The sequence below is a fragment of the Stenotrophomonas sp. YJH_SMC_79 genome, assembly GCF_059367995.1.
This window is the reverse complement of the sequence record NZ_JCAFRK010000001.1, coordinates 336,083-362,406: the sequence shown is the minus strand read 5'-3', so window position 1 is coordinate 362,406 and position 26,324 is coordinate 336,083. Positions and strand designations below refer to the sequence as shown.

The window sequence follows — 26,324 nt, the reverse complement described above, 5'->3', positions numbered from 1 at the left end:
CCATCCGCCGCCCTTTGCCTTACGGCGCCTTGCCCTTGCCGTCCGCAGCCGCAGTCGTGGCGGTCTTGCCACCGAGGCTGCGTGACAGGAAGGCCAACAGCTTGCCGTAGTACTCGCTGCGATGGGCTTCGGTATAGAAGCCGTGCCCTTCGGTCTTGTAGTACAGGCTTTCCACCGGCGTACCGGCACGCTTGAGCGCCGCCTCCATGCGCTCGGTGTGCTGGATCGGGGCGCGCCTGTCTTGACCACCGGCCACCAGGAACACCGGAACCTTGATCTGGCCAGCCAGATTGACCGGCGAGACCGCGCCCAACGTGGCAGGATCGCCCAGCCACTCGCGCAGGTAGCTCATCCCGGAATCCCGGTCCTGGATATCTCCGCCGGTGAACATCAGCGGCAGGTCGTAGACGCCCACATAGCCGGCCGCGCACCGGTACAGCCCTGGCTCGCGGGCGGCACCCATCATCGCCGAGTATGCCCCGTAGCTGGCACCGTAGATGCAGATGCGCCGGGGATCGGCAATGCCTTCGCTGATCGCCCATCGCGTGGCGTCGGTCACGTCGTCCTGCATCGCGCCACCCCACTGTTTCAGTGCTGCCCGGCTGTGGGCACGGCCATAGTTGCCCGAGCCGCGGAAATTGATCTGCAGCACGGCGTAGCCAGCAGCGGCCAACAACTGGTTCTCGTGATCGAAACTACCGTTGTCGAATATCCCGATCGGCCCACCATGCGGCACCACCACCATCGGCAGGTCACGGCCGGTACTGCCATGCGGGACTGTCAGGAATCCATGGAGCTCCAACCCATCGCGCGCCTTCAGCAGGACCGGCCGCACCGACGCAGTGGTCTCCGGGTCAATCCATTCGCTGCGCGCCATCAGGAAGCGCGCCTGGTTGCGGTCGCGGTCGTACAGGTAGAACTCGCCCGGATTGGAGCCGGACCCGGTTTCCACCAGCAGGCGGCGACCGTCGCGGGTACTTGAGGTAATGAACACTGCACGCCCTGGGAATGCCGCTTCCAGGCTGCGGTACAACCGCGCCTCCTCGGAGCTTTCGTCGAAGAACCGGGTATGCGGTGTGTTTCCCTGGAACAGCGCACCGACCGGCACGGTGCTGCCCGGGCGGCGGATCAGTCGCGCCGGATCGACGACCTCGTCGCGCAGCACGACCTTGCGCTCCTGCGTGGCCGGGTTCCAGCTGACGATGGCATCGGGACCGCTGGCCTGCTCGCTGAGCAGGTAGGCCAATTGGCCGTCGGCGGAAAAGCCCAGCGCCGCCTCGCCGCGGCCACTGCGTTTCTCGTCATTGACCAACACCCAGTCACCACCGTTGCGGTGGTAGAGCCGATGGACATTATCGGTACCGGCGCCCTGGACGAAACGTACCTCGCCTCGGGCATCCACCACATAGGAGGCACCCGGCATCGGCGCGCGGGCCAGCAGCCGCTGCTTGCCGCTTGCCAGTTCCAGCTGGGCCGCATAGCCGTTGGCATCCAGCCGCGATCCGCCTACCGCGATGACCACGTGGGCATCATCGCCGGGCAAGGCGTCACTGAGGAACGCCGCAGCCGACGTCCGGTACTTGGGCCGCACGCGCAGGCCAAGATCGCGGTAGCCCACCAGTAGTTCCGGTCGCCCGGTGCGCGCATCCAGTGTCAGCAGCTCGCCGGTGGCCCACGGCGCATCACGGGTGCCGAACTTCTGCGCCAGACCGAACATCACCTGATCGTTGTTGACCCAGTGCATGTTGAAGACATGCGAATTGAGGGGTGGCCGCAGGTTGCCCACCGGCGTGTTGTCGTCCGTACGCAGGATGATCACGGCGGTGAAGCCGTCCGCAGGCACGGTCGCGGCCAGATAGTCGCCCCCGGGAGACAGCATGACATCGCCGAACTTGTCCGCTCGCACATAGGCGCCCAGATCGATCGCAGCAGCGGTTCCACACCAAAGTCCCGCCACGATGAGGGCGGCCAGCCAGCGCTTGTGCATCCATATCTCCCCTGCCTGGACCCCTTGTCCCGGCTGGCCGATTCTAGGCAGGCAGGCGCCCGGGCCGCCAGTGGCGCACAAAAAACGACGGCACCGTTGCCGGTGCCGTCGTTACCACTACCTTGGAGAGAGAGTCAGGACGTGGGTTCGGGGGGCGTGCGCCGGGTCAGTGGACCCCGCGCACCGCCAACGTGAGGGCCAGGATGCTGAGGATCACCGCGATGGTGCCGTCGAGCACGCGCCAGGTGCTGGGCTTGGTGAACAGCGGCGCCAGCAGGCGTGCGCCGAGGCCCTGCGCGGTCAGCCACAGGCAGCTGGCGGTCACCACGCCGGCAGCGAAGGCCATGCGGGCGTTGCCGAAGTTCTCGGCGATCGAGCCGATCACCATCATGTCCAGCCAGAAGTGCGGGTTGATCAGCGAGAAGCCGACCGCAGCCATCAGCACCGCGCGGCGGCTGCCGTCATCGCTGTCGGCCTCGCCCATGCCACCGCCACCGGCGATCGCACGGCGTGCCGACTTCATCGCATACCAGGCCAGGAACGCGACACCGGTCCACAGCACGGCGGTGGTCAGCCACGGCAGCGCCGAGGTGAGCGTGCGCAGGCCGGCCACGCTGGCGAAGATGAAGATGGCATCGATGGCCGCACAGGTGGCGACCACCGGCACGATGTGCTTGCGCAGGATGCCCTGGCGCAGGATGAAGGCACTCTGCGCGCCGACCACGGCGAACAGGCCGATGCCGGTGGCTGCACCAGAGAACCAGGCACCGAGGCCGGTGCTGGCGGAGATGACCGAGAACATGGGATTCACTGCCTTTTATTGCTTGGGGGGACGGTGCCTCGCGAAGGCGGACAGCACCGGAACGAGCGCCATTGTCGCGCCGCAACATGGAAAAGACGAGCTAAACTTCCTAAACCAACATTAGCGGAACTTAATCCGATGCGTATCGACCATGCCCAGCTGCGCGCCCTGGCCGCAGTGATCCGCGAAGGCAGCTTCGACCGCGCCGCGCAGTCGCTGAATGTCACCCCGTCCGCCATCTCGCAGCGGGTCAAGGCACTGGAGGATCGGATCGGCCGGCTGCTGGTCAAGCGTGGCACTCCGGCCACCGCCACCGCAGAAGGGCAGCTGCTGGTACAGCTGGCTGAGCAGACTGCCCTGCTCGAACACGATGCGCTGCACCGGATGGGCCTGGCCGACGAGGATCTGCCACAGGCCAGTATTCCGGTGGCGGTGAACCACGACAGCCTGGAAACCTGGTTCCCGCAGGCGGCCTACCAGTTCGCGCAGACCACCGGCACCACGCTGGACCTGCGCGTGGAGGACCAGGACCACACGGTGGAGCTGCTGCGCCAGGGCACAGTGCTGGGGGCGGTGACCACGCTGGACGAGCCCGTGCAGGGTTGCCAGATCCACGCGCTGGGCAGCATCCGCTACGCGGCGACCTGTACGCCCGAGTTTCGCGAGCGCCATTTTGCCAAGGGCGTGACCGCGCAGGCGCTGGCACAGGCGCCTGTGCTGGTGTTCAACCGCAAGGATGAGATGCAGTCGCGCTTCGCCCGGCGCATGGCCGGCGACGACCTGCCCAGCACCGCACCGACCTGGTGGATCCCGTCCACCCGGGCCTTCGTGCAGGCCAACCTGGGCGGGCTGGGCTGGACGATGAACCCGCTGCCGCTGGTGAAGCGCCACCTGGATGCCGGGCGACTGGTCTACGTGCGGCAGCGCGCGTGGGAAGACGTGCCGCTGTACTGGCAGCACTGGAAGGGCGACGTGCAGACCATGGCGCTACTGACCCGCGCGGTGCTGGATGCCTCCTCCGCGCTGATCCGGCGCAAGCGCTGAGTCGCACGCAGGAAAAGGGGACGGAGGGGATTAAGTCGTTTAAGGCTCTAGCGTCATACAGGGCAAAGATGACTTAATTCCCTCCGTCCCCTTTTTGCTCCATCGGATCTCCACGCAACCTCCACACCGGGTCCATGCGTGATGCGGATACTGACGGGCCGACCACTACAAGGATGTCCGACATGCCCATAGCCGTGCGCGATGCGCGCCCCGAAGATGCCGCCGCCTGCATCGACCTGCGCGGGCGCACCCGCGAGAACGCCTTCAGCGCCGCGCAGTTGGCAGCGCTGGGCATCACCGGGGACAGCTGGGCCGAAGGCATCTCCGGTGGCGATTTCATCGGCCGCATCGCCTGGGACGGCGAGCGCATGGCCGGCTACTGCTTCGCCGACCGCGACAGCGGCGAGGTGCTGGTGCTGGCCCTGCTGCCTGAATATGAAGGCCGCGGCATCGGCCGCCAGCTGCTGCAGGAGGTCGTCAGCCTGACTCGCGACGCCGGCCACCCGCGGCTGTTCCTGGCCTGCTCGGCCGACCCACGCTCGCGCTCGCATGGGTTCTACCGCCGCCTGGGCTGGCGCCCGACCGGGGAGGTCGACGAGGCCGGCGACGAGATTCTTGAGCTGGTCTGATTGACGACGTCGCCAGGCATGGCCTGGCGCTACTGGGGCTGCGGTCGTCAGGCGTGGCCCGGCATTACAGGGGCTGAGGTCACCAGGTCGAGCCCGCCCCCCCCCAGATGACGGGGCCGCGAAACGTCGGATGCTGCGTTGCATCAAAAACGGACCGGATCCGGTTAGAATCGCAGTTGGATGGCGCAAGGCGTTGTTTCTTCACGCCCTTTCCCTGCCCCACGCGCATCCTGACCCCTTCCCCTCCGCCAACGATCCCGCCCCCATGAAGAAATTTGGCAAGGCCCTGCTCGCCCTGCTCGTGCTGCTGTTGCTGGCCGCCGCGCTGTTCCTGTACTGGCCGCTGACCCAGCGTTCGGTGCCCGCCGCCAGCAACGACAAGCCCGTCGATGTGGTGCTGGTCGGCGCCGGCATCATGAGCATCACCCTGGCCACCTACCTGCAGGAACTGCAGCCGGACTGGAACATCCAGGTCTATGAGCGCCTCGACGGCGTCGCCGGTGAAAGCTCCGACGGCTGGAACAATGCCGGCACCGGCCACTCGGCCTTCGCCGAACTGAACTACACCCCGGAACTGCCTGACGGCAGCATTGAGACCAAGCGTGCGGTCGGCATCGCCGAATCGTTCGAGGTCTCGCGCCAGTTCTGGTCGCACCAGGTGAAGGAAGGCCGGCTGAGCCAGCCCAGCGACTTCATCAACCCGACGCCGCACATGAGCTTCGTCTGGGGCGATGACAACATCGCCTACCTGCACAAGCGCCAGCAGGCCCTGGTGAAGAACCCGCTGTTCTACGGCATGCAGTACTCGGAAGATCCGGCGCAGATCAAGCAGTGGGCCCCGCTGCTGATGGAAGGCCGTGACCCGAAGCAGAAGGTGGCCGCGACCTGGATGCCGCTCGGTACCGACGTCAACTTCGGTGTGATCACCCGCCAGCTGACCACCGGCCTGCAACGCAGCCCGAACTTCAGCCTGCACCTGAACCACGAAGTGAGCGCGCTGCGGCAGAACGCCGACAAGAGCTGGAACGTGACCGTGAAGGACCTCAAGGCCGGCACCGAGTCCACCACCCACGCCCGCTTCGTGTTCATTGGTGCCGGTGGCGCTGCGCTGAAGCTGCTGCAGATGTCGGGCATCCCGGAATCGAAGGACTACGCCGGCTTCCCGGTCGGTGGCCAGTTCCTCGCCTTCCAGGGCCAGGACGTGACTTCGCGCCACGGTGTGAAGGCCTACGGCATGGCAGAGACCGGCTCACCGCCGATGTCGGTGCCGCACCTGGATGCGCGCAAGCTGGATGGCAAGCCGGTGGTGCTGTTCGGGCCGTTCGCGCTGTACAGCACCAAGTTCCTCAAGCACGGCTCGTGGTGGGACCTGTACTCGTCGGTCACCCACAACAACGTCGGCCCGATGCTGGAAGTGGGCAAGGACAACCTGGACCTGGTGCAGTACCTGATGGGCCAGGCGCGCCTGAACGATGCCGACCGCCAGGCCGAACTGGTCAAGTACTTCCCCAACGCCAAGCCGGGCGACTGGAAGCTGGTCACCGCCGGCCAGCGCGTGCAGATCATCAAGCGTGACCCGTTGAAGGGCCCGGTGCTGCAGTTCGGTACCGAGATCGTGACCGACAAGGACCACACCCTCGCGGCCCTGCTCGGCGCCTCGCCGGGTGCGTCGACCTCGCCGCCGATCATGCTGGACCTGATGGCCAAGGCCTTCCCGGACCAGATGAAGGCCGGTTGGGAAGCGCGCCTGCGCGAAATCGTCCCGTCATACGGGCGCAAGCTCAACGACAGCGCCGCGCTGACCAACGAGATCCGCACGCTGACCAGCCAGACCCTGCACCTTCCCTATCTGGAAGTGCCGGTGGATGCCAACGCGGCAGCGCCTGCACCGGCCGCAGCTCCGGCTCCGGCCCCGGCCAAGGAAAAGCGCAACGCCAACGAGGAACTGCAGGCACTGTAAGCCCGCAGTTTCCATTCGAGGCAGACGGACGGCCACCTACGGGTGGCCGTTCGCGTTTGGGCAACTACGGGTCGGATCCCTCCCGCACGGGAGGGCTCTGACCTGCGCTTGGGCGCCGATGATGGGGCCAGAGCCCATTGCCTGCGGCAACGGGATCCGACCCCGGCCCAGCCACTGCCATGCGCCCAGAAGCCCCTCCACAATGACGCGAATTGTAATGTTGTTAAGAATTATTTACATTTGCGTCCTGCGCAGTGACCGCGCCCCTCCCAGATGGACCTGCTGTGCCCGAAGCCGCCGCCCCGGGTGCTGGACGACTGTTGCCGCCCTTCCCCGCTTCCGAGCTTCGAGCCCACCATGTCCCCGACCCTGACCAACCGCCTGCCCCGCCGCGCGCTGCTGCCGGCTGCCCTGCTTTCGTCCTTGTCCCTGCTGGCCGCACCCGGTGCGTTCGCTGCGGCCGATGGCGCCGCCGATGCCAAGACCCTGGACCGGGTCAGCGTCCGCGCCGAACAGTCCGCACCACCGTCGAGCACCACGCGCCTGCCGATCACGCTGCAGGAAACCCCGCAGTCCGCCACCGCAATCAGCCTGAAGCGCCTGCAGGACGAATCGCTGTTCAGCATCAACGACGTGATGCGCACCGTGACCGGCGTCAGCGTGTCCTTCTACGACACCCAGCGCCCGCTCTACTACGCACGCGGCTTCGCCATCACTGACTTCCAGGTCGACGGCATCCCGACCTACAGCGGTTCGACCAACCAGGAATACGACACCGCCTTCTACGACCGCATCGAAGTGATCCGCGGTGCCAACGGCCTGCTCAGCGGCGCCGGCGTGCCGTCGGCCACGGTCAACCTGCTGCGCAAGCGCCCCGGCAAGGAGTTCGATGCCTCGTTCGCGGTCAGCGCGGGCAGCTGGGACTATCGCCGCATGGAGGCCGATGTGACCGCCCCGCTCACCGATGACGGCCGCTTCCGCAGCCGCGTGGTCGCCGCCTACACCGATCGTGGCCTGTACTACGACCGCTACGACGAGAACAAGATGGCCGGCATGGCGGTGCTGGAAGGCGATGTCACCGACAGCACCATGGTCACCGTCGGCTACCAGACCCAGGACAACAACCCGACCGGTTCCACCTGGGGCACCGTGGCGTTCTTCGACAACCAGGGCAACTTCGCGCATCTGGCGCGCTCGACCAACCTGTCGCCGAAGTGGAGCTACTGGAAGCGCGAGAGCAGCACCGCGTTCGCCAACCTGGAGCAGCGTTTCGGCGACAACTGGCTGTTGAAGATCAACACCGCCTACACCCGCGGCAACGTGCAGAACGTGCGCCTGTACGGCACCGGCAACCCGGACCCGGCGACCGGCGCGGGCATCTACCTGCGCGCGGCCGCCGGTGATTCCAAGGACACCCGCCGCAACGTCGACGCCTATCTGACCGGCACGTTCCCGCTGTTTGGCCGCGACCATGACCTGACCGTCGGTGCCCAGTGGTCGGACCTGGAAGGCACCACCAATACCGTGGCACTGAACTTCCCGGGCGACTGGGCCACCTGCGGGCGTGAACGCTGTTACTACATCCCCAACGTGTTCAACTGGAACGGCGATATTTCCGAGGTGACCTACACCCGCACCGGCGCGCGCCGCGTGGCCAAGACCACGCAGAGCGGCGTCTACCTGGCCACCCGCCTGCACCTGGCCGAGCCGCTGTCGCTGATTGCCGGTGCACGCCTGAGCCGCTGGGAAACACTCAGCCGCTCGTACAACGCCGCCGGCGCCTATACCGGCACCAGCGGTGCGTACAAGGTGAGCGATGAGGTCACCCCGTACGTGGGCCTGGTCTACGAGATCACCCCGAACGTGTCGGCCTACGCCAGCTACACCGAGATCTTCAATCCGCAGAACTACAAGGACCGCAACGAGAACCTGCTGGCACCGGTGCAGGGCTCGAACCTGGAAGCGGGCATCAAGACGCAGTGGTTCGATGGCCGCCTGACCGCCAATGCGGCGGTGTTCGAGGCCAAGCAGGACAACTACGCGGTGCGCGACATGAGCGTGCCGGAAGGCACGCTGAGCGACGGCAGCTCGGCCTACATCGGCATCAACGGCACCAAGGCGCGCGGCTGGGAAGTGGACGTCAACGGCGAGATCCTGCCGGGCTGGACGATCAACGCCGGCTACACCCACGTCAAGGTCACCCGTGCCGCCACCGACCTGCTGTACGCCAACCCACCCGAAGACCTGCTTCAGCTCAATACCCAGCTGCAGCTGCGCGGTGCGCTGGAACGCCTGAGCATCGGTGGCGGGGTGCAGTGGCAGAGCAAGGTGCAGGGTTACAACATCGCCTACCCGCTCGGCGGCACGGTGACGGTGAACCAGCCGGCGTACTCGCTGGTGCAGTTCAACGCCAACTACCGCATCAGCGACAACTGGACGGCAACGCTGAGCGTGCGCAATGCACTGGACAAGAGCTACTGGGCGAACCTGGACTACAACAACTACGGCGAACCGCGCTTCGTGTCGGCCAGCCTGCGCTGGAAATTCTGAGCCAAGCACGTGCCCGGGGTCGGATCCCTTTCCGCAGGAAAGGGCCCTGACCCCAGGCCGCAGGAAAGGGCCCGCCTCCGCGCGGGCCCTTCTTTTGGGTGGGCGCCGACTGTTGGTCGGCATGCCATGCACCTGTCCACGCATGGCGTGGATCTACTGAATACGTGATACCGGGGAATTTGCTGCACTGCGGGTTGCACGTCCCGCTGTAATTATGCCGTAATTATCTCAACGCCAATCGGAAGCCGGTCGATGAACCCGAGCTGGGATACGTTGGAACGCAGCCGCCAGGCCCGCCTGGAACGGGCGGCGCCCTGGGCCCAGGGCCGCGAAGTGGCCGCCACCGATGTGGGCGAACTGCTGCACGCGCTGCTGGAGCCCGGCGACAAGGTCTGCCTGGAGGGCAACAACCAGAAGCAGGCCGACTTCCTGGCGCAGGCCTTGGCCGATCTGGACCCGGCACGGGTGCACGACCTGCACATGGTGCAGTCGGTGCTGTCCCTGCCCTCGCATCTGGATGTGTTCGAGCGCGGCATCGCGTCCAAGCTGGACTTCTCCTTCTCGGGCCCGCAGTCGGTGCGGCTGGCCAACCTGGTGGCCGAAGGCCGCATCCAGATCGGTGCCATCCACACCTACCTGGAACTGTTCGGCCGCTACTTCATCGACCTGACCCCGCGCGTGGCCCTGGTCGCCGCGCAGGCGGCCGACCGCCACGGCAACCTCTACACCGGCCCGAACACCGAAGACACCCCGGTGATCGTCGAAGCCACCGCCTTCGGTGGCGGCATCGTCATCGCCCAGGTCAACGAAATCGTCGACACCCTCCCCCGCGTTGATATCCCCGCTGACTGGGTCAACTTCGTAGTACAGGCGCCGCGCCCGAACCACATCGAACCGCTGTTCACCCGCGACCCGGCGCAGATTTCCGAGATCCAGGTGCTGATGGCGATGATGGCCATCAAGGGCATCTACGCCGAGTACGGCGTGAACCGCCTGAACCACGGCATCGGCTTTGACACCGCGGCCATCGAACTGCTGCTGCCTACCTATGCCGAATCGCTGGGGCTGAAGGGAAAGATCTGCCAGCACTGGGCACTGAATCCGCACCCGGCGCTGATCCCGGCGATCGAATCGGGCTTCGTCAGATCGGTGCACTCGTTCGGTTCGGAACTGGGCATGGAGAAGTACATCGCTGCTCGTGGCGATGTGTTCTTCACCGGCGCCGACGGCTCGATGCGCTCCAACCGCGCGTTCTCGCAGACCGCTGGCCTGTACGCCTGCGACATGTTCATCGGCTCCACCCTGCAGATCGACCTGCAGGGCAACAGCTCCACCGCCACCCGCGACCGCATCGCCGGCTTCGGTGGCGCGCCCAACATGGGCTCGGATGCACGTGGCCGCCGCCACGCCAGCGATGCCTGGATCAAGGCTGGCCAGCAGGGTGCGCGGCCGGGCGAGATGCCACGCGGCCGCAAGCTGGTGGTCCAGATGGTGGAGACCTTCCGCGAGCACATGGCGCCGGCCTTCGTCGAACGCCTCGATGCCTGGGAACTGGCCGAACGCGCGGACATGCCGCTGCCGCCGGTGATGATCTACGGCGACGACGTCAGCCACGTGCTGACCGAGGAAGGCATCGCCAACCTGCTGCTGTGCCGCACGCCGGAAGAACGCGAACAGGCGATCCGCGGTGTGTCCGGTTATACCGCCGTCGGCCTTGGCCGCGACCGCGCGATGGTGGAAAACCTGCGCGACCGCGGTGTGATCCGTCGACCTGAAGACCTTGGCATTTCAGTACGCGATGCCAGCCGCGACCTGCTGGCCGCACGCTCGGTGAAGGACCTGGTGCGCTGGTCTGGCGGCCTCTACGACCCGCCCAAGCGCTTCCGCAACTGGTAAGGGACAGAGCATGGAAACCCTCGACTATCGATTCGACGGCCGCACCGCCGTGCAGTTCCCGCGCGATGCGGTGCTGGTGGGCGTGCTGGCCTCGGGCAACCTGGAAATCCTGCTGGAACCGGCCGACCTGGACGGCGCAATGACCGTGCGTGTCATCACCGCCGCACAGGGCTTTGGCAGCATCTGGCAGGCGGTGATCGCCGATTTCGCCCAGCGCCATCCGCTGCGCGATGTGCGCGTATCCATCAACGATGCCGGTGCGACCCCGGCGGTGGTCAGCCTGCGCCTCGACCAGGCGGTGGAAACCCTGCTGGCCGGAGGCACGCCATGAGCCACATACAGCGCCACAGCTACTACGAAGCCGATGCGCGCGAACGCATTGCCGGGCTGGTCGACGCCGGTTCGTTCCGCGAGTTCCTTGGCCCGGCGCGGCGGATGATGAGCCCGCACCTGGCCCAGCTGGACCAGCCGGCCGCCTTCGACGATGGCATCGTGGTGGGCGAAGCCCTGCTGCGCGGCAGGCGCGTACTGCTGGCCGCGCAGCAGGGTGAATTCATGGGCGGCGGCGTGGGTGAGGTGCACGGCGCCAAGCTGACCGGACTGCTGCGCCGCGCAGCCGAGACACGACCCGATGGCGTACTGCTGCTGCTGGACACCGGCGGCGTGCGCCTGCACGAAGCCAATGCAGGCCTGATCGCGATTTCAGAAATCATGCGTGCCACGCTGGGCACGCGTGCAGCCGGCGTGCCGGTCATCGCGCTGATCGGCAGCGGCAACGGTGCGTTCGGCGGCATGGGCATCGTCGCCCGCTGCTGCACCATGGTGATCATGTCCGAGGAAGGCCGGCTGTCGCTGTCCGGCCCGGAAGTGATCGAGACCGTACGTGGGGTGGAAGAGTTCGACTCACGCGACCGTGCCCTGGTCTGGCGCGTGACCGGTGGCAAGCACCGCTACCTGATCGATCAGGCACAGGTGTTGGTACCCGATGCCATCGAGGCGTTCGCGCATGCGGCATTCAATGCGCTGCAGCCCGATACCAACAGTGCCGATCCAGATGCTGCACTGGCCACGCTGCAGGAACGCCATGTGGCATTGAAGGCGCGCGTGCAGGCCTGGAGCGATTGCCGCGATGGTCTGGAGATCTGGGCGCGGCTGGGCATTCCCCACCCCGAACGCCTGCCACTGCTCGACACCGATGAATTCCTCATCGCTACCGCCAACCGGAGCCTGCCATGAGCATGCCGTTGCAGACACTGCTCGATGCCCTGTTTCCGCATGGGCATGCCATTGCGGTGAACGATTCAGTGCTGACCGGCAGCGCCACCACCGACGACGGCGACGTGACCGTGATCGGCACTGCCGACAAGCTCGAGGTGGGCGTGGACCACGCACTGGCACTGGCCGAAACGGTGCTGGCCAGCACCGCCGCGCATCCGCAGCAACCGATCGTGATGCTGGTCGACACCGCCGGCCAGCGTCTGGCACGCCGCGACGAACTGCTCGGCATCAACGGCTGTTTCGCGCACCTGGCGCAGACGCTGGATCTCGCGCGTCGACGTGGCGCGCGACTGGTCACGCTGGTCTACGGTGAATCCGTCAGCGGCGGCTTCCTCTCGTTCGGGCTGATGGCCGACCACATCCATGCTCTACCCGACGCCCAGGTGCGGGTGATGGACCTGCGTGCGATGGCAAGGGTAACCAAGCAGCCGCTAGAGAAACTGCAGGCGCTGAGCCAGACATCCCCGGTGTTCGCACCGGGCGTGGAGAACTACGTAGCGATGGGTGCGGTGGACTCGATCTGGAACGGCAACCTGGCTGCCCACCTGCTGCAGGCGCTGCGCACGCGCGCCGATAGTGACCGTCGCGCGATGCGCGGCGCCGAACGTGGCGGGCGCATGCTGGCCGCACGCGTGGCTGTTGCCGTGAGCCAGGGCGATGCCTGAGCGGCTGCCCCGCCATGCGCTGGTGTGGCTGTCAGCGCACGCCGGCTGGCAGGCGGACATCGCCGCGCATGAGTCACGCTTGGCCGACTGGTTTGCGCAGGGATTGCCGGCCATCGTCGCGCGACGTGCCGCCGACGATGCAGACCCCCGCCTGCGTCTCGGTGTGCCGCTGCCGCCCGCCGAGGGCAAACTGCGCCTGGCCCTGCGCGTGCCAGCACACGATGTACTGCGCACCACGCCACTGCCGGCACTTCAAACGGTGCTGGAAGGCGACGTTCCGCAGGACTGGCAGCGGCCCCTTGAAGCGCTGCAGAACATCGCTGAGGCGCGCGTATTCGGTGCCTTCGCGTGGCAGCACCTCACTGGCCTGCCTTATGTGCACGCACGCTCGGACATCGATCTGCTGTGGCAGGTGGAGACCCGTACGCAGGCCAATGCACTTGCCGCACACCTGAACGCCTGGGAGCACGAGCATGCCCGTCGCGCCGATGGCGAACTGTGCCTGCCTGATGGCGGCGCGGTGAACTGGCGTGAGTTTGCCGGTGACAGCCGTCAGGTACTGGTGAAGCGCCTGGAAGGTGCTGCACTGGACGCCCGAGAGCGCCTGTTCGAGGCAGCTGGAGTGGCGGCGTGAGCGCGGCCTTCCAGTCCCGCCAGCCGGATGCAGGCGCGATCGACAGCGCGCGACTGGGCCGCCTGGCCATCGCCAGTCTGCATGCCGAACTGGCGCTGGCTCCCAAACCCGGCCTGGTCACTCCATTTGATGCCGGAAGCCATCACGACATGGATGCCGGCACCTTCCTGCGCAGCCTGTTCTCGCTGCGCCACTACTTCACTGCGATCGCCCATGCCGGGGCTGACGATGCACCCTTCGCACTGCTGCGCATGCAGGGCATCGCCGCCGAAACCGCGATGCTGCACGCCACCGGCGGCATCAACACTCATCGTGGTGCAATCTTCAGCCTCGGCCTGCTGGTCGCTTCCGCCGCACGCTGCCGGCGCCAGCAGGGCCATAGCGTGTCCGCCGCAGAGGTCTGTCTGGGCGTGCAGCACTGGGCCGATGATTTCGCCGGTGCACCGCTGGATGCGCAGAGCCCGGGCCAGCGGGCACGCGTGCGCCATGGCGTGCCGGGCGTACGCGAGCAGGCGGCGGCCGGCTACCCTGTGCTGCGCGAGCTGGCGATACCCACGCTGCGTCATGCACTGGAGGAAGGCCTGACGCACGATGCGGCGCTGTGCCAGACCCTGATGCAGCTGGTCGCGCAGATCGATGACCTCAACCTGCTGCACCGCGGCGGCGCCGACGGCCTGCACTGGGCCCAGCAGCAGGCACGTGGCTTTCTGGAAAGCGGCGGCGCCTTCACAGTCGGTTGGCAGGCACGCCTTCACGGCATCGGTGAGCGCTTCGTCGCACGCCGCCTGAGCCCCGGTGGCAGTGCTGATCTGCTCGCCTGCAGCTGGTTCCTGCTGCAGCAGGAGGGTGCATGAGCCTTGCCCTGCTCTGCCCCGGCCAAGGCGCGCAGCACGCGGCGATGTTCGACCGCGTGCGCGATCTGCCGGCCGCGTACGAGGTACTGGAGACTGCCAGCGCAGTGCTTGGACGCGACGTGTTCGCGGCGGCCGCTGACGAATCGCGCTTCGACAATGCCCTGGCGCAACCCTTGCTGTGTGCAGCCAGCCTCGCGCACTGGCAGGGACTTCGCGAAACGGTGCCGGCACCGGTGCTGGTGGCCGGCTACAGCATCGGTGAACTGGCCGCGCATGCGATCGCAGGCAGCGTTGATGCCGCCAGCTGCCTGGCCCTCGCCGCACGGCGCGCGCAACTGATGGACAGCGCCAGCCCCACCGATGCAGGCCTGCAGGCGGTGCTCGGGCTGGACCGCCGCAGCCTGCAGTCGCTGTGCGATGCACAGGGCGCGTACGTGGCCATCGCCAACGGCCAGGATCATTTCATCGTGGGCGGCACGCACGCCTCGCTGCAGGGCCTGGCCGATGCAGCGCGTGCACAGGGTGCAGACATCCGTCCGCTGCCGGTACACGTTCCGGCGCACACACCGCTGCTGGCAGCGGCGGTCGCACCGTTCGCTGCGGCCCTCGATGCCTCTGCGCTGCAGGCCCCGCGCCTGCCGCTGCTGGCCGGTATCGATGCACGGCCGGTACGTGATCGCGCGGCAGCGGTGCGCACCCTGTCGGCACAGCTGGCCCAGACCATCGAATGGGCGCAGGTGATGCGCCAGGCCTTCGAGCGAGGCGCGCGGGTATTCCTCCAGCTGGGCCCGGGCAATGCACTGGCGCGCATGGTCGCGCCGTCATACCCGTGCTGCGAAGTGCGCGCGGTGGAAGAGTTCCAGAGCCTGGACGGCGCCTCGGCATGGGTCCGCAGCGCGCTGGAACGGCTGCAGTAACGGGTTCGAGCAGTACGTATCACGCAACACGCAGTACGTCGCCTTACCCCGGGATGGCGGGTCTCCATCCGCGCTGTACGTGAGTCACGTGTCTGGGAGGGCGCATGAGTCCACAAATCGCAACGATCATCGGTCTGGTGATCATGTTCATTGTTGCCACGGCGATGCCGATCAACATGGGCGCCGTCGCCTTTGCGCTGGCCTTCATCATCGGCGGGCTGTGGGTCGACATGGGGGGCAAGGAGGTCCTGGCCGGATTCCCCGGCGATCTGTTCCTGACCCTGGTCGGCATCACCTACCTGTTCGCCATCGCGCAGAAGAACGGCACCATCGACCTGCTGGTGCACTGGGCTGTGAAAGCGGTGCGCGGGCACATCGTGGCCATCCCCTGGGTGATGTTCGTGATCACCGCGGTGCTGACCGCCTTCGGCGCGCTCGGCCCGGCAGCGGTAGCCATCATCGGCCCGGTCGCGCTGCGTTTTGCCAAGCAGTACAACATCAATCCGCTGATGATGGGCCTGCTGGTCATCCATGGTGCGCAGGCCGGCGGCTTCTCGCCGATCAGCGTGTACGGCAGCATCACCAACGGCGTGGTGCAGAAAGCCGGGCTGGAAGTGACCGAAATGGCGGTGTTCCTGACCAGTCTGGGCTTCAACTTCATGATGGCGACGATCTGCTTCTTCGCCTTCGGTGGCATCGGCCTGCTTCGCCGCGGCTCAATCACCGCAGCAGGAACGATCGGCAATGCGGAGCTGGCAATGGCCGGTGGCTCGCAGGCGTCGTCGCGCCAGTTCGCGATCGAAGGCCATGGTGCGCTGGTCGCGGCGGGCGGTGGCACGCTCAGCAATGATCCGGCGGCACTGGACGCGGTGAGCCTGACCCGCGAGCGGTTGTTCACCCTGATCGGCCTGCTCGGCCTGGGCGTGGCCGCGCTGATCTACAACCTCAACGTCGGCCTGGTCTCGATTACCGTGGCTGTCGCGCTGGCACTGCTGTCGCCACAAAGCCAGAAGGGTGCGGTCGATGGCATCAGCTGGTCCACCGTGCTGCTGATCTGCGGCGTGGTGACCTACATCGGCGTACTGGAACATGCCGGCGCGGTGGACTTCATCGGCCACGGCGTCTCCAGCATCGGCATCCCGCTGCTCGGTGCGCTGCTGGTCTGCTACGTCGGCGGCATCGTCTCCGCATTCGCCTCGTCGGCGGCGGTACTGGGTGCCACGATCCCGCTGGCGGTACCGTTCTTGATGCAGGGTCACCTCAGCGCCGCCGGCGTGATCTGCGCGCTGGCGGTGTCGTCCACCATCGTCGATGTCAGCCCGTTCTCGACCAATGGTGCACTGGTGGTGGCCTCGGCCGCGAAGGAAGAACGCGAGACCCTGTTCCGCCGCTTCCTGGTGTACAGCGGTCTGGTGGTGGCCCTGGGGCCGTTGCTGGCCTGGCTGGTGTTCGTGGTGCCGGGCTGGATGTAAGCACCCAACGGTAGTGCCGGCCGCGGGCCGGCACTCTCATGAAGCCATCCAGCGATCATGGGTTGCCGGCCAGCGGCCGGCACTACCTGGCGGTACACTTCCTCCATGGCCATTGCCCCTGCCCCGCGGTCACCGAAGAAACGCGCACCTCTGTACGAAGAGGTGGCCGAACATGTGCGCGAGCGCATCTACGATTACCGGCTTCCGCCGGGCGAGTGGATCGACGAGCCCGCACTGTGCGAGGAACTGGGCATCAGTCGTACGCCGCTGCGCGAGGCGCTGAAGCTGCTGGCTGCCGAAGGCCTGGTGCAGATCGATGCCGGCCGTGGCAGCCGGGTCACACGACTGACGCTGGAAGACCTCAACCAGCTGTTCCCGGTGATGGCGATGCTGGAAGGCCGCTGCGCGCACGAGGCGGTCAGGCACATCGACGATGCCGGCGTGCAGCAGCTGGAAGACCTGCATGCAGCGATGGAAACCGCAGCGGCCGAGGGCAACATCGCCGAGTACTACCGCAACAACTACCTGATCCACGAAACCGTGCAGCATTACGCCGGCAACCCGTGGCTGATCCGCATCACCCACGACCTGCACCGCATCCTGAAGATGCACCGCGGCCGCCAGCTGCTGACCCCGGGCCGCACCGCGCAGTCGCTGGCCGAACACCGCGAGCTGATGGAGTGCTTCCGTCGCCGCGACGCGCAGGCCGCCGAACGCACCATGGAGCGCCACCTGCTCAGCCAGGGCCAGGCATTGGCCGCCTATGTGGCGGCGGGAGGCGTGCTGAACGTGCCAGCGCCGTTGCCGACCGAAGGCGGCGGCTGAGCGGATGAGGTTGCCGGCCAGCGGCCGGCACTACCCAGCCGAGGTCACGCCCTGGTAGTGCCGGCCGCTGGCCGGCATCCCGGAACATCTCGTCAATCGCCACCACCGCAGCTACCACCGTCACTGCTGCCGCTGTCGCTTCCGCAGTCGGAGTTGCTGTAGCTGTGATGGCTGTGGTTGTCACTGGAATAGCCAACGGAGGTGTCATGGCGTCCGCCCCCCTCCCCCCGGCTGCCCGAGCCATCGGCCGTGGCCACCGCCATGCACAGGATCGCGCCGACCAGCGGCAGCAGCCAGACCAGCAGCAACTGCACTGTCCGGCCGCCCGCCGACAGGCCATCACGCCTGACGATCACCACGGTAGCCACCACGTTCAGGCCCAGCACCAGCAGGACCAGCAGAAGGGCAACGATCAGCATTCGGCGGCTCCATGCCTGGACTGGAGGGCATTATGGCCTGCCACCCCGGCAATGGCCCTGCCTGTCATGAAGATGGGACAATGTAGGGCGCGCCGGCCTGCTTCCGGGCCGCCGGCGCTCCCCGCACCACACGGAAGAAGAAGAACAACAACATGCTGAAAGTCATTTTCGATACCGACCCGGGCGTCGACGACGCCCTGGCCCTGCTGTACCTGCACAAGCACGCCCAGATCGACCTGATCGGCGTCACCACCACCTTCGGCAATGCCTCGGTGGAGTCGACCACGCACAATGCGCTGTACCTGAAGCAGGCCTGGGGCTTTGCCGCCCCGGTCGCGCGCGGTGCCGGTGGCCCGCTGCAGCCGGAAGCCACCCCGGAAGCCTGGCCGGTGCACATCCATGGCCACAACGGCCTGGGCAATCACCCGGTGCCGGCCGAACTGGACGTGGCCGCCGACGCGCGCCCCGCCCACCAGCTGATCATCGACCTGGTCCGTGCCCATCCGGGCGAAGTGACTCTGGTCGCGGTCGGTCGCATGACCAACCTGGCCCTGGCCCTGCAGCAGGCCCCGGACATCGCCGGCCTGGTGCGCGGCGTGGTGATCATGGGCGGCGCCTTCCACGTCAACGGCAACATCACCCCGGCCGCCGAGGCCAACATCTGGGGCGACGCCGAAGCGGCCGACGTGGTGTTCACCGCCAGCTGGCCGGTTATTGCCATCGGCCTGGACGTGACCACCCGCGTGGAAATGAACCGTGACGGTCTGGACAAGCTGGCCGCCATCGGCGGTGCCGATGCCGAACTGGTGCGTGCGCTGTCGCAGGATTACGTGGACTTCTACCTGCAGGCCGGCCACAAGGGCATGGTCGTGCACGACTGCTGCGCCTGCATCGCGCTGACCCGTCCGGAGCTGTTCCAGTTCGAGCGCGCCAGCGTGCGCGTGGCCACCGACGGCGTCGCCCGCGGCATGACCATTCCCAAGCCGGAAGGCCTGGCATTCGGCCCCAGCGTGTGGGACGGCCACGTGGTGCAGTCGATTGCCATCGGCGTGGATGCGGCCGCGGTACTGGCCGACATCGAGCAGACCCTGAAGGTCTGACCCGCTAGCGCTTGGCCCTGCCCGGGACCGTCTCGGGCAGGGTCCACAGCACCGGCAACACCAGCACTGCCACCAACGCGATCATCGCACCTGGCGCTGCTGCCCAGCCGCTGCGCTCCACCCACCATTGCGCCAGCCAGGGTGTTGCTCCGCCAAAGAATGCAGTGGCCATGGTCACGCCCAGTGCCAGCCCGCTGACCCGGCCTTCACCGGGGAACTGCTCGGCCGTGGCCGGCGCCGCCACCGCGCTCACGCCACCGGCCACGCAGGCCAGCAGCACCGCAGCCAGCGCGATGCCCAGCGCTGTCGCCTGCGCCATCCACGCAAACAAGGACAGTGGCAGCAGCGCTGCCAGCACGGTCAGGCCCAACAGCACCGGCCGTCGTCCGACGCGGTCGGACAATGCGCCGAACAGTGGCGTGATCGCAATGACCGCCACCGCCGCAATCGTCGACAGCCACAGCGCATCGCCCTCATCGTGGCCCCGCGCATGCAGGAATGCGGGCACATAGGTGATACCCACGTAGTAGGTGATCGACCCCAGCGCCGAAATCGCGAACGTGCGCGCCACCGCCAGCGGATGGTTGCGCAGGACATGGCGAAGCGGCGTGGCCGGAATGCTGCCCTCACGGCGCTGACGCTCGAACTCGGGCGATTCGTGCATGCCCGAGCGTGCGATCAGGATCACCAGTGCCAGCGCCGCACCGAAGAAGAACGGGATGCGCCAGCCCCAGCTGTCCAGCTGCGGGGTGGGCAGCAGCGCGACAGTGAGCGCGGAAATCGCCACCGCCAGCAGTGCGCCCACTTCACTGGCCGCCGAGGCCAGCGAAGTGACCAGCCCGCGTCGTCTCTCCGGTGCGCTTTCCAGCAGGTACGCCACCACCCCGGTGTACTCACCGCCCACCGAAAACGCCATCACGCAGCGCAGGATCAGCAGCAGCACGCCCGCCGTCGTACCGGCCGTGGCCACTGTCGGCAGCAGCGCAGTGGCCAGCATTGCCGCTGCCATCAACGCCATCGAAGCCAGCAGCATCCAGCGCCGGCCCAGGCGGTCGCCCAGGTGGCCGAAGCACAGCGCGCCCAGCGGGCGCATCAGGTAGGACACCGCAAAGCCGGCCAGGGTGACCAGCAGCGCCTGCTCGCCACCGCCGAAGAACACTCGCGACAGCACCGTGGCGAAGTACAGGTACAGCGTGAAGTCGTACCACTCCACCACCGTGGACAGGCCGGCCACCCACATCGAGCGCTGCCGCGCCGCGGTCATTGCGTGTTCGCCTTCAACAGCCTCGTTCCCGTGGATGCAGGTTGCAGGCAGAGTGTCACGGCCCGGGTGAAATGCCGGTCATCGGTCATCCATCGGCTGCATGTACTGGGTTTCGTGCCCGGTGAAGCGCTCACCGTCAAAGCCGAAGCAGAAGCGTCCTTCCTCGAACACGCGGTAGACGAGCAACGCGCCATCGAGGCAGAACTGCGGCTGGTCCACGCCCGTTTCCAGTGTCCCGTAGCCGGTGGCATCTCCGCCCTTCCCCGCCGGGCCGGTGAAGGCATCGATCGGTAATGGCGTGGCGCGTCCCGTGCGGGTGTCGACCAGCACCAGTGTGCGCTGGAAGAACTCGGGGCGATCATCGACCTGCACCAGCAGGTAGTGCTGGTTGAAATTGGGCTCCTGGTGCTGGAGCGCATCTTCGATGGCGGCCCGGTGCGGCGCATCGCAGAAGTCGACCGGGCTGTAGCGGTAGCTGCAACCGTCGTGATCGTAGGGCAGGTTCATGCCGGAATAGCTGATGCTTCCCCCGCTGTCCACGTCGTGGCCCAGTTCCGGCGTGCTGCACAGCAGCCATGAGCGCTGCGCATCCTCGGGATCGGCCATCAGCTTCGGCTCGCGGCCCGCCTCGTACGCCGCACCACCCGGGAATTCCTGCCCGAAGCGCTGGCGGACGACGGGACGCGCCTTCTCCAGCGGCAGACCGATCTTCGCCCCACGGAACGAGACGAACGTCATCGTCGGCAGGACCACCTCCTCCACCGGCAGTCCCTTCCATTGCCCACGCGTGCAGAACGTGGCGATCTCGTTCTCTTCGTCCACCTTGCAGGGCTTCGGCGCGTTCGCGGCCAGCCAGGGATGGGCCGGGCGATCGGTCTGAAGGTCGATGTACCAGCCGTCCAGCGCACAGGTCGGCAGCGCATCCAGCAGCGGAGAGAGGTCTGTTGCGGTGGCCGGGGCGGCAAGCGGTGTGCCTGCTGCGGGTGCCCCGGTCGGCGCATCCGATGTGCGTTGGCATGCGGCCAGCGCGAGTAGGCCGGCCAGCAGCGCGACGTGGCGTGGACGCCGGACTGGATGAGGCATTCCCTGCATTGTGTGCTCCCTGATTCCGCATGGACCGTGCAGATGATCGCCGATCCTGGGCCCGCGGCGGGAAGGACACGACCTCCACGCATGGCGTGGCGCTACCCGGTGTGCTGGCTTCCCGCCCTGTAAGCGGCGTAGGCTTCGAGGATCTTCTGCATCCGGGCCTGCTGCTTCACGCCCATCGGCGTCCGCTGCACGCGCTTCAGCAGCGTCTTCCACATGTATCCGGAACGGAAGAAGTACGGGCGCACCTCAAGGAAGGTCAGCACGACATCCACCGTGTTTGGATCGTGTTCGGCAAGTTGCCTCAGCGCGTTGGCGTATCCACCCGGGAAAGCAAGCTGTGCATAGCGCTGGTTGTATTCCGCGCAGGCTGCCGCATGCCGCTGCATTTGTTCCGGGCCACGCCAGCGCGCGCCAGCGGCTTCGCGGATGGCTTGGCGCAGCCGGTTGATCTCGTCCGCATTGGCGCGGATCAGGCGTTCCATCGGCGCGCGGGTACGGGACATGGTTCCCTCCATATGGTCTGTCAGGGGCCAGGTCCCTTTCCCTGCAGGAAAGGGATCTGACCCCACTTCAGGTCACGGGGCGCGGCGCAGGGTGATCAGGGTGATTTCCGAAGGCACGCCGATGCGTGCCGGGAATCCGGCCCACAGGCCAGCGCCATCGCTCACGTACAGGGTCATCCCGTCCACCTCGTAGCGGCCGGAGACGTAGCCGCCGTTGGCCCGCTTCACCAGCTGGTCCATGCCGATGATCTGGCCGCCATGGGTATGTCCGGACAACTGCAGCTTCACACCGCGCGCAGCAGCCTCACGCGCATTGCGTGGGCGATGATCGAGCAGGATCACAGGTGCGGAGGGATCGGCACCCTCCAGTGCAGCCTGGAGATCCGGCAACGGCAGGCCGTAGCGTGCCGCCACCGGGTCGGTGACACCGGCGATGGTCAGCGCCGCATCACCACGCCGCACCTGCAGATGGCTGTTCTCCAGCACCTGCATGTGCAGCGCGCGGAACGCCTGCATCCAGTCCTGGTACTGCGCGTAGTACTCGTGGTTGCCGGTGATGGCAATGACGCCATCCGGCGCCTGCAGATCGGCCAACGGACGCGCGTCGTCGCGACGGGCCTCGACACTGCCGTCGATCAGATCGCCAGTGATCACGATCAGGTCCGGCTTCAGCGCGTTGCTCTCGTCCACTACCCTGCGTACCCAGTCGCCGGTCAGCAGGCGGCTGGCGTGGATGTCGGTCAGCTGCAGCACGCGATAACCGTCGAACGCGGCCGGCAGATCCCTGATCGCCACGTCGATCTGCCGAGGCTGGGGCACGGCCATGCCCTGGCTGATGCCATAGCCACTCACAAGCAGGGCCAGCAGGCCGGCCAATGGCCGCAGCTTCGGTGCGCGCAGGACCGCTACCATGCGCGGCCAACGCAGCAGGCGCGAAAGCAGCAGGCCGGCGTCCAGTACCAGCATCATCAAGGCCAGCAGCAGCACCGCAGTGGAGCCGGTGGCCAGCACGGCGATGGCCATCTTCGGGATCTCCGGCGACGCCATCGTGCCCCAGAAGGTGGCCACGATGCGCAGCTGCACGGCTACGGCCACCACCAGCAGCGACAGCACGACCTTCAACCCGATGGGCATGCGCAGCGGCCAGAACAGGCGCCAGGCCACATACAGGCCCATCAACAAACCGATCGTACTCAGCACTGCAACCATCCATGACAGAAAGCGGCCCGCCATGGTGAAGGCTGCGGGCCGTGTTGTGTAGAGCCGAGCCCATGCTCGGTGTCCCAACCTGCAGCCGAGCATGGGCTCGGCCCTGCAACAACAGGTGGGTCAGGCCATTTCGTCGAGGCGCTCCACCCGCAGGCGGGCAATGCGGCGCTTCTCCATCGCCAGCACTGTGATGCGCACACCGGCCACGTCCACCGCATCACCGATGTCCGGCAGGCGACCCAACTGCTCCAGCACCAGTCCGGAGATGGTCATGTAGTCGGCACTGCGCGGCAGCGACACGCCGGCCAGGCGCTGCAGATCGTCCAGGGTCAACGCACCATCGGCCTCCCATTGGCCTTCCCCCTGCGCGATCACACCATAGCGTTCGTCCTGGGTGTCGACCAGATCACCGGCAATCGCCGCCAGCAGATCGTTGGCCGTCACCAGGCCTTCCACGCTGCCGTACTCGTCCACCGCCACCGCCAACGGCACCGGATGCTGGCGGATCAGCTCCAGCGCCTGCAGCGCACTGGCGCTGGACAGCACGTACTGCGGCTCGCGCAGGTTGCCTTCCAGCTGCAGCGGCTTGCCCTGCAGCAGGTCGGCCAGCAGATCGCGGCTCTGCACCACGCCGCACAGGCTGTCCAGATCACCATCGCCGACCAGCAGGCGGGTGTGCGGTGATGCCACCAGGCGTGCCACCACATCGTCCCGTCCACGCGCAAGGTCGATCCACTGTACGTCGGCGCGCACGGTCATCACGCTCGACACCGGGCGATCGGCCAGGCCCAGCACGCTGCGGATCATCTCGTGCTCGGCCGGTTGCAACCGCTCTTCGGCATCGACGTGTTCGTCAGCGCTTTCGTCGTCGTGGCCATTGGCCGGACGCGCGCCGAGCATGCGCAGCACGGCGTCGGCGGTGCGCTGGCGGAACGGCTGGCGGCGCTCGTTGCGCTCACGGTTGAAGCGCACCCACTGGTTGAACGCCTCGACCAGGATCGAGAAGGCGATCGCCGCGTACAGGTAACCCTTCGGAATCTTGTAGCCCAGGCCTTCGGCCACCAGGCTGAAGCCGATCATCAACAGGAAGCCCAGGCACAGCACCACCACCGTGGGATGCTTGTTGACGAAGCGGGTCAGCGGCTTGCTGGCCACCAGCATCAGCACCATCGCGATGGTCACCGCGGCATACATCACGCCCAGGTTGTCGACCATGCCGACCGCGGTGATCACCGAGTCCAGCGAGAACACCGCGTCGAGCACCACGATCTGTGCCACCACCATTGCGAAGCTGGCATAGACCTTCTTGCCATCCTCGTGGTGCTCGCGGCCTTCCAGCCGTTCATGCAGTTCCATGGTGCCCTTGAACAGCAGGAACAGGCCACCGCCCAGCAGGATCAGGTCACGCCCGGAGAAGCTGTGATCGAACAGCGTGAGCAGCGGCTCGGTCAGTTTCATGATCCAGGCCAGCGCGGCCAGCAGTACCAGCCGCATCAGCAGGGCCAGTGCCAGGCCGATCACCCGCGCGCGGTCACGCTGGTGCGGCGGAAGCTTGTCGGCAAGGATCGCGATGAACACCAGGTTGTCGATGCCGAGAACGATCTCCAGCACGACCAGGGTTGCAAGGCCCATCCATATCGAGGGGTCAGCCAACCATTCCATTTCAGGTCCGTTTCGTCAGTAGGTAAGGGGAAAGGGAAAGCACTCAGTCAGCGTCCTGCGCCTGCGTCGGGTCATGCCCGAGCAGATCACCGGGCGTGCACTGCAGCTCACGGCAGATCGCATCCAGCGTGGAAAAGCGGATGGCGCGCGCCTTGCCGGTTTTCAGGATCGACAGGTTGGCCAGGGTGATGTCGATACGCCCGGCCAGCTCTGACAGGGTCATGCCCCGTTCCTGCAGCATGCGGTCCAGGGTGATGACGATCGCCATCAGATGACACCGTCGAGGTCGTCGCGCATCGCTGCGCCCACGGCGAAGACGCGCGCCAGCACGAACAGCATCAGCACGGCGACCAGGCCAGTGATCGACATGCCACCGCCGACCTCCATCCAGGTGAAATCCGGGCCCATCCAGGCCGCATAGGCACCGATCAGGATCGACAGCAGCTCCATCGCCAGCATCAGCCAGGCCATGCGCTGCAGGCGCTGTGCATTGGCATGGGTGAACGGACGCTCGCGCGCCGCCGACTTCAGCAGCCTCAGCAGATGGCGCAGGAACAGCAGGCACAGCACCAGCAGCGCGATGATCGCACCCAGGCCCAGGCAGAAGTGCAGGAACAGATCATTGCCGTGCGCGGCGGCGGCCGCAGCGTCGTGCACGCTGTCGAGCAGCCAGCGACGGTCGTGGGCGACCAGCGGCACCGCCAGCAGTGCGGCCAGGATGCCCAGCCAGCACATCGCCCGGACGGCCTGTACGGCGGCCTGGGCCAGGGTGAACAGGCCTCGCGCGGGTCTTGCGCGGGCGAGACGAGCGGTCAAGCGGCCTCCGGTGTTGGGGTGGCCTCGCCGCCCCGGGGTGGATTTATCGATAAACGATATATCACATCCCACGTGAAAGCCTGAACCGCAGGCGCGGCTCCTGTCAGGGCCCGGACGCGCCCTGCTCCAGCATCGCCTCCCCCGGCGCCGCAGAGGCCATCGCCTGCACGCCCGCATCGGCGGCCTGCCGCGTGACCAGGCGGAAGCGCACCTGCAGCTTGCCCTGCCCCGGCGTGGCCCAGCCGTACTGGATCGCCACCTGATCGGCCGACAGCGGCCCACGTCCCGGCAGCGAGCGCACCTGCAACGGCATCGGTGCGGCCTGCACCAACCGGGCGAATCCCTTCTGCACGACCGCCGCGTCGGCCTTTTCGGCGTAGACCGTGCACGTGCCATCGTCAGCCCAGCTCACCGCATAGCGACCACTGGCCAGAGGCACCATCCAGGCCACGCCCGGTTGCCCCTGCAACAGCGTCGCGGCTTCGGCGGGCTGCAGCGGCGACAGCCCATTGGATTCCATCAGCGACTGCAACCGCGCCGGGGCCCCGATGTGCTGCATGCAGGCGGTATCGAACAGCTCGCTGAAGGGATCCTGCGCCGGAGCTTTGGTCTTGGGAGTACGCGCGGGTTGCGCCACCGCCAGGGTGGGCAGCAGGGCCAAAGCCAGCCAGAACGCAGGACGCATCGGGATTCCACGCTACGGAAAACAGCAGGGAGGATGGCAAAGCCCAGGCGTGCCGCGCAAC

General features: G+C 66.9%; 25 protein-coding genes. 14 read left to right on the top strand and 11 right to left on the bottom strand.

Annotated elements, in window-relative coordinates:
- Positions 1–19: 19 nt before the first annotated feature.
- Positions 20–1,987, bottom strand: a complete 1,968-nt coding sequence (locus AC5P57_RS01810; RefSeq protein WP_262236131.1) for an alpha/beta hydrolase family protein — start codon at positions 1,985–1,987, stop codon at positions 20–22.
- A 166-nt stretch (positions 1,988–2,153) separates the two neighbouring features.
- Complete coding sequence (locus tag AC5P57_RS01805) at positions 2,154–2,789, bottom strand: LysE/ArgO family amino acid transporter (RefSeq protein ID WP_005408523.1); 636 nt, start codon at positions 2,787–2,789, stop codon at positions 2,154–2,156.
- 138 nt (positions 2,790–2,927) lie between these two features.
- Between AC5P57_RS01805 and AC5P57_RS01800 the strand changes: the two genes are divergently transcribed.
- The 13 genes from AC5P57_RS01800 (at position 2,928) to AC5P57_RS01740 (ending at position 17,513) form a co-directional block, all read left to right on the top strand.
- Positions 2,928–3,833, top strand: a complete 906-nt coding sequence (locus tag AC5P57_RS01800) for a LysR family transcriptional regulator ArgP (protein ID WP_005415672.1) — start codon at positions 2,928–2,930, stop codon at positions 3,831–3,833.
- 182 nt (positions 3,834–4,015) lie between these two features.
- Positions 4,016–4,462, top strand: coding sequence for a GNAT family N-acetyltransferase (locus tag AC5P57_RS01795; protein WP_142807488.1), 447 nt, complete (start codon positions 4,016–4,018; stop codon positions 4,460–4,462).
- A 265-nt stretch (positions 4,463–4,727) separates the two neighbouring features.
- Positions 4,728–6,422, top strand: a complete 1,695-nt coding sequence (gene mqo, locus AC5P57_RS01790; protein WP_099553010.1) for a malate dehydrogenase (quinone) — start codon at positions 4,728–4,730, stop codon at positions 6,420–6,422.
- Positions 6,423–6,779: 357 nt separating this feature from the next.
- Positions 6,780–8,972, top strand: a complete 2,193-nt coding sequence (locus AC5P57_RS01785; RefSeq protein ID WP_262236130.1) for a TonB-dependent siderophore receptor — start codon at positions 6,780–6,782, stop codon at positions 8,970–8,972.
- 252 nt (positions 8,973–9,224) lie between these two features.
- Entirely contained in the window at positions 9,225–10,868 is a 1,644-nt protein-coding gene (gene mdcA / locus AC5P57_RS01780) for a malonate decarboxylase subunit alpha (RefSeq protein WP_262236129.1), read from the top strand.
- Between the two features lie 10 nt (positions 10,869–10,878).
- A complete protein-coding gene (mdcC, locus tag AC5P57_RS01775) occupies positions 10,879–11,199 on the top strand; it encodes a malonate decarboxylase acyl carrier protein (RefSeq protein WP_099553012.1) in 321 nt (106 codons plus the stop codon).
- Positions 11,196–12,104 carry a biotin-independent malonate decarboxylase subunit beta gene (locus AC5P57_RS01770; RefSeq protein WP_262236128.1) on the top strand — a complete coding sequence of 303 codons (909 nt, stop codon included), beginning with the start codon at positions 11,196–11,198 and terminating at the stop codon, positions 12,102–12,104. The genes mdcC and AC5P57_RS01770 overlap by 4 nt, the downstream gene beginning before the upstream one ends.
- A 2-nt stretch (positions 12,105–12,106) precedes the next feature.
- Positions 12,107–12,811, top strand: coding sequence for a biotin-independent malonate decarboxylase subunit gamma (mdcE, locus tag AC5P57_RS01765; protein WP_262236280.1), 705 nt, complete (start codon positions 12,107–12,109; stop codon positions 12,809–12,811).
- Entirely contained in the window at positions 12,804–13,445 is a 642-nt protein-coding gene (mdcG, locus tag AC5P57_RS01760) for a malonate decarboxylase holo-[acyl-carrier-protein] synthase (protein WP_262236127.1), read from the top strand. Before mdcE ends, mdcG begins: the two co-directional genes overlap by 8 nt.
- A gap of 38 nt (positions 13,446–13,483) precedes the next feature.
- Positions 13,484–14,299: a triphosphoribosyl-dephospho-CoA synthase MdcB gene (gene mdcB, locus AC5P57_RS01755; RefSeq protein ID WP_099553104.1), complete on the top strand. Its 816-nt coding sequence runs from the start codon at positions 13,484–13,486 to the stop codon at positions 14,297–14,299.
- Complete coding sequence (mdcH, locus tag AC5P57_RS01750) at positions 14,296–15,216, top strand: malonate decarboxylase subunit epsilon (protein WP_495219421.1); 921 nt, start codon at positions 14,296–14,298, stop codon at positions 15,214–15,216. Before mdcB ends, mdcH begins: the two co-directional genes overlap by 4 nt.
- Positions 15,217–15,320: 104 nt before the next feature.
- On the top strand, positions 15,321–16,688 hold the full coding sequence (locus tag AC5P57_RS01745; protein ID WP_262236124.1) for an SLC13 family permease: 1,368 nt from the start codon (positions 15,321–15,323) through the stop codon (positions 16,686–16,688).
- A 105-nt stretch (positions 16,689–16,793) separates the two neighbouring features.
- Positions 16,794–17,513: a GntR family transcriptional regulator gene (locus AC5P57_RS01740; RefSeq protein ID WP_262236123.1), complete on the top strand. Its 720-nt coding sequence runs from the start codon at positions 16,794–16,796 to the stop codon at positions 17,511–17,513.
- Positions 17,514–17,605: 92 nt separating this feature from the next.
- Here AC5P57_RS01740 and AC5P57_RS01735 read toward each other — a convergent pair whose 3' ends face one another.
- Complete coding sequence (locus AC5P57_RS01735; protein ID WP_142807480.1) at positions 17,606–17,932, bottom strand: hypothetical protein; 327 nt, start codon at positions 17,930–17,932, stop codon at positions 17,606–17,608.
- A 152-nt stretch (positions 17,933–18,084) separates the two neighbouring features.
- Here AC5P57_RS01735 and AC5P57_RS01730 point away from each other — a divergent pair, with 152 nt between their 5' ends.
- Complete coding sequence (locus tag AC5P57_RS01730) at positions 18,085–19,032, top strand: nucleoside hydrolase (protein WP_262236120.1); 948 nt, start codon at positions 18,085–18,087, stop codon at positions 19,030–19,032.
- A gap of 4 nt (positions 19,033–19,036) precedes the next feature.
- On the opposite strand, the gene AC5P57_RS01725 is transcribed toward AC5P57_RS01730, so the two are convergent.
- The 8 genes from AC5P57_RS01725 to AC5P57_RS01690 form a co-directional block, all read right to left on the bottom strand.
- On the bottom strand, positions 19,037–20,296 hold the full coding sequence (locus AC5P57_RS01725; RefSeq protein WP_099553021.1) for an MFS transporter: 1,260 nt from the start codon (positions 20,294–20,296) through the stop codon (positions 19,037–19,039).
- Between the two features lie 78 nt (positions 20,297–20,374).
- The gene (locus AC5P57_RS01720; RefSeq protein WP_262236118.1) at positions 20,375–21,388 is read right to left on the bottom strand and encodes a hypothetical protein; all 1,014 of its coding nucleotides are present in this window, start codon (positions 21,386–21,388) and stop codon (positions 20,375–20,377) included.
- A 92-nt stretch (positions 21,389–21,480) separates the two neighbouring features.
- Positions 21,481–21,891, bottom strand: coding sequence for a hypothetical protein (locus AC5P57_RS01715; protein WP_262236117.1), 411 nt, complete (start codon positions 21,889–21,891; stop codon positions 21,481–21,483).
- Between the two features lie 72 nt (positions 21,892–21,963).
- Entirely contained in the window at positions 21,964–23,100 is a 1,137-nt protein-coding gene (locus AC5P57_RS01710; RefSeq protein ID WP_262236279.1) for a metallophosphoesterase, read from the bottom strand.
- Positions 23,101–23,220: 120 nt separating this feature from the next.
- Positions 23,221–24,762 carry a TerC family protein gene (locus tag AC5P57_RS01705; RefSeq protein ID WP_495219420.1) on the bottom strand — a complete coding sequence of 514 codons (1,542 nt, stop codon included), beginning with the start codon at positions 24,760–24,762 and terminating at the stop codon, positions 23,221–23,223.
- 43 nt (positions 24,763–24,805) lie between these two features.
- A complete protein-coding gene (locus tag AC5P57_RS01700; RefSeq protein WP_010483459.1) occupies positions 24,806–25,030 on the bottom strand; it encodes a helix-turn-helix domain-containing protein in 225 nt (74 codons plus the stop codon).
- Complete coding sequence (locus tag AC5P57_RS01695) at positions 25,030–25,497, bottom strand: DUF2975 domain-containing protein (RefSeq protein WP_099553025.1); 468 nt, start codon at positions 25,495–25,497, stop codon at positions 25,030–25,032. Before AC5P57_RS01695 ends, AC5P57_RS01700 begins: the two co-directional genes overlap by 1 nt.
- Positions 25,498–25,681: 184 nt before the next feature.
- Positions 25,682–26,263: an NMCC_0638 family (lipo)protein gene (locus tag AC5P57_RS01690; RefSeq protein WP_099553026.1), complete on the bottom strand. Its 582-nt coding sequence runs from the start codon at positions 26,261–26,263 to the stop codon at positions 25,682–25,684.
- Positions 26,264–26,324 lie beyond the last annotated feature (61 nt).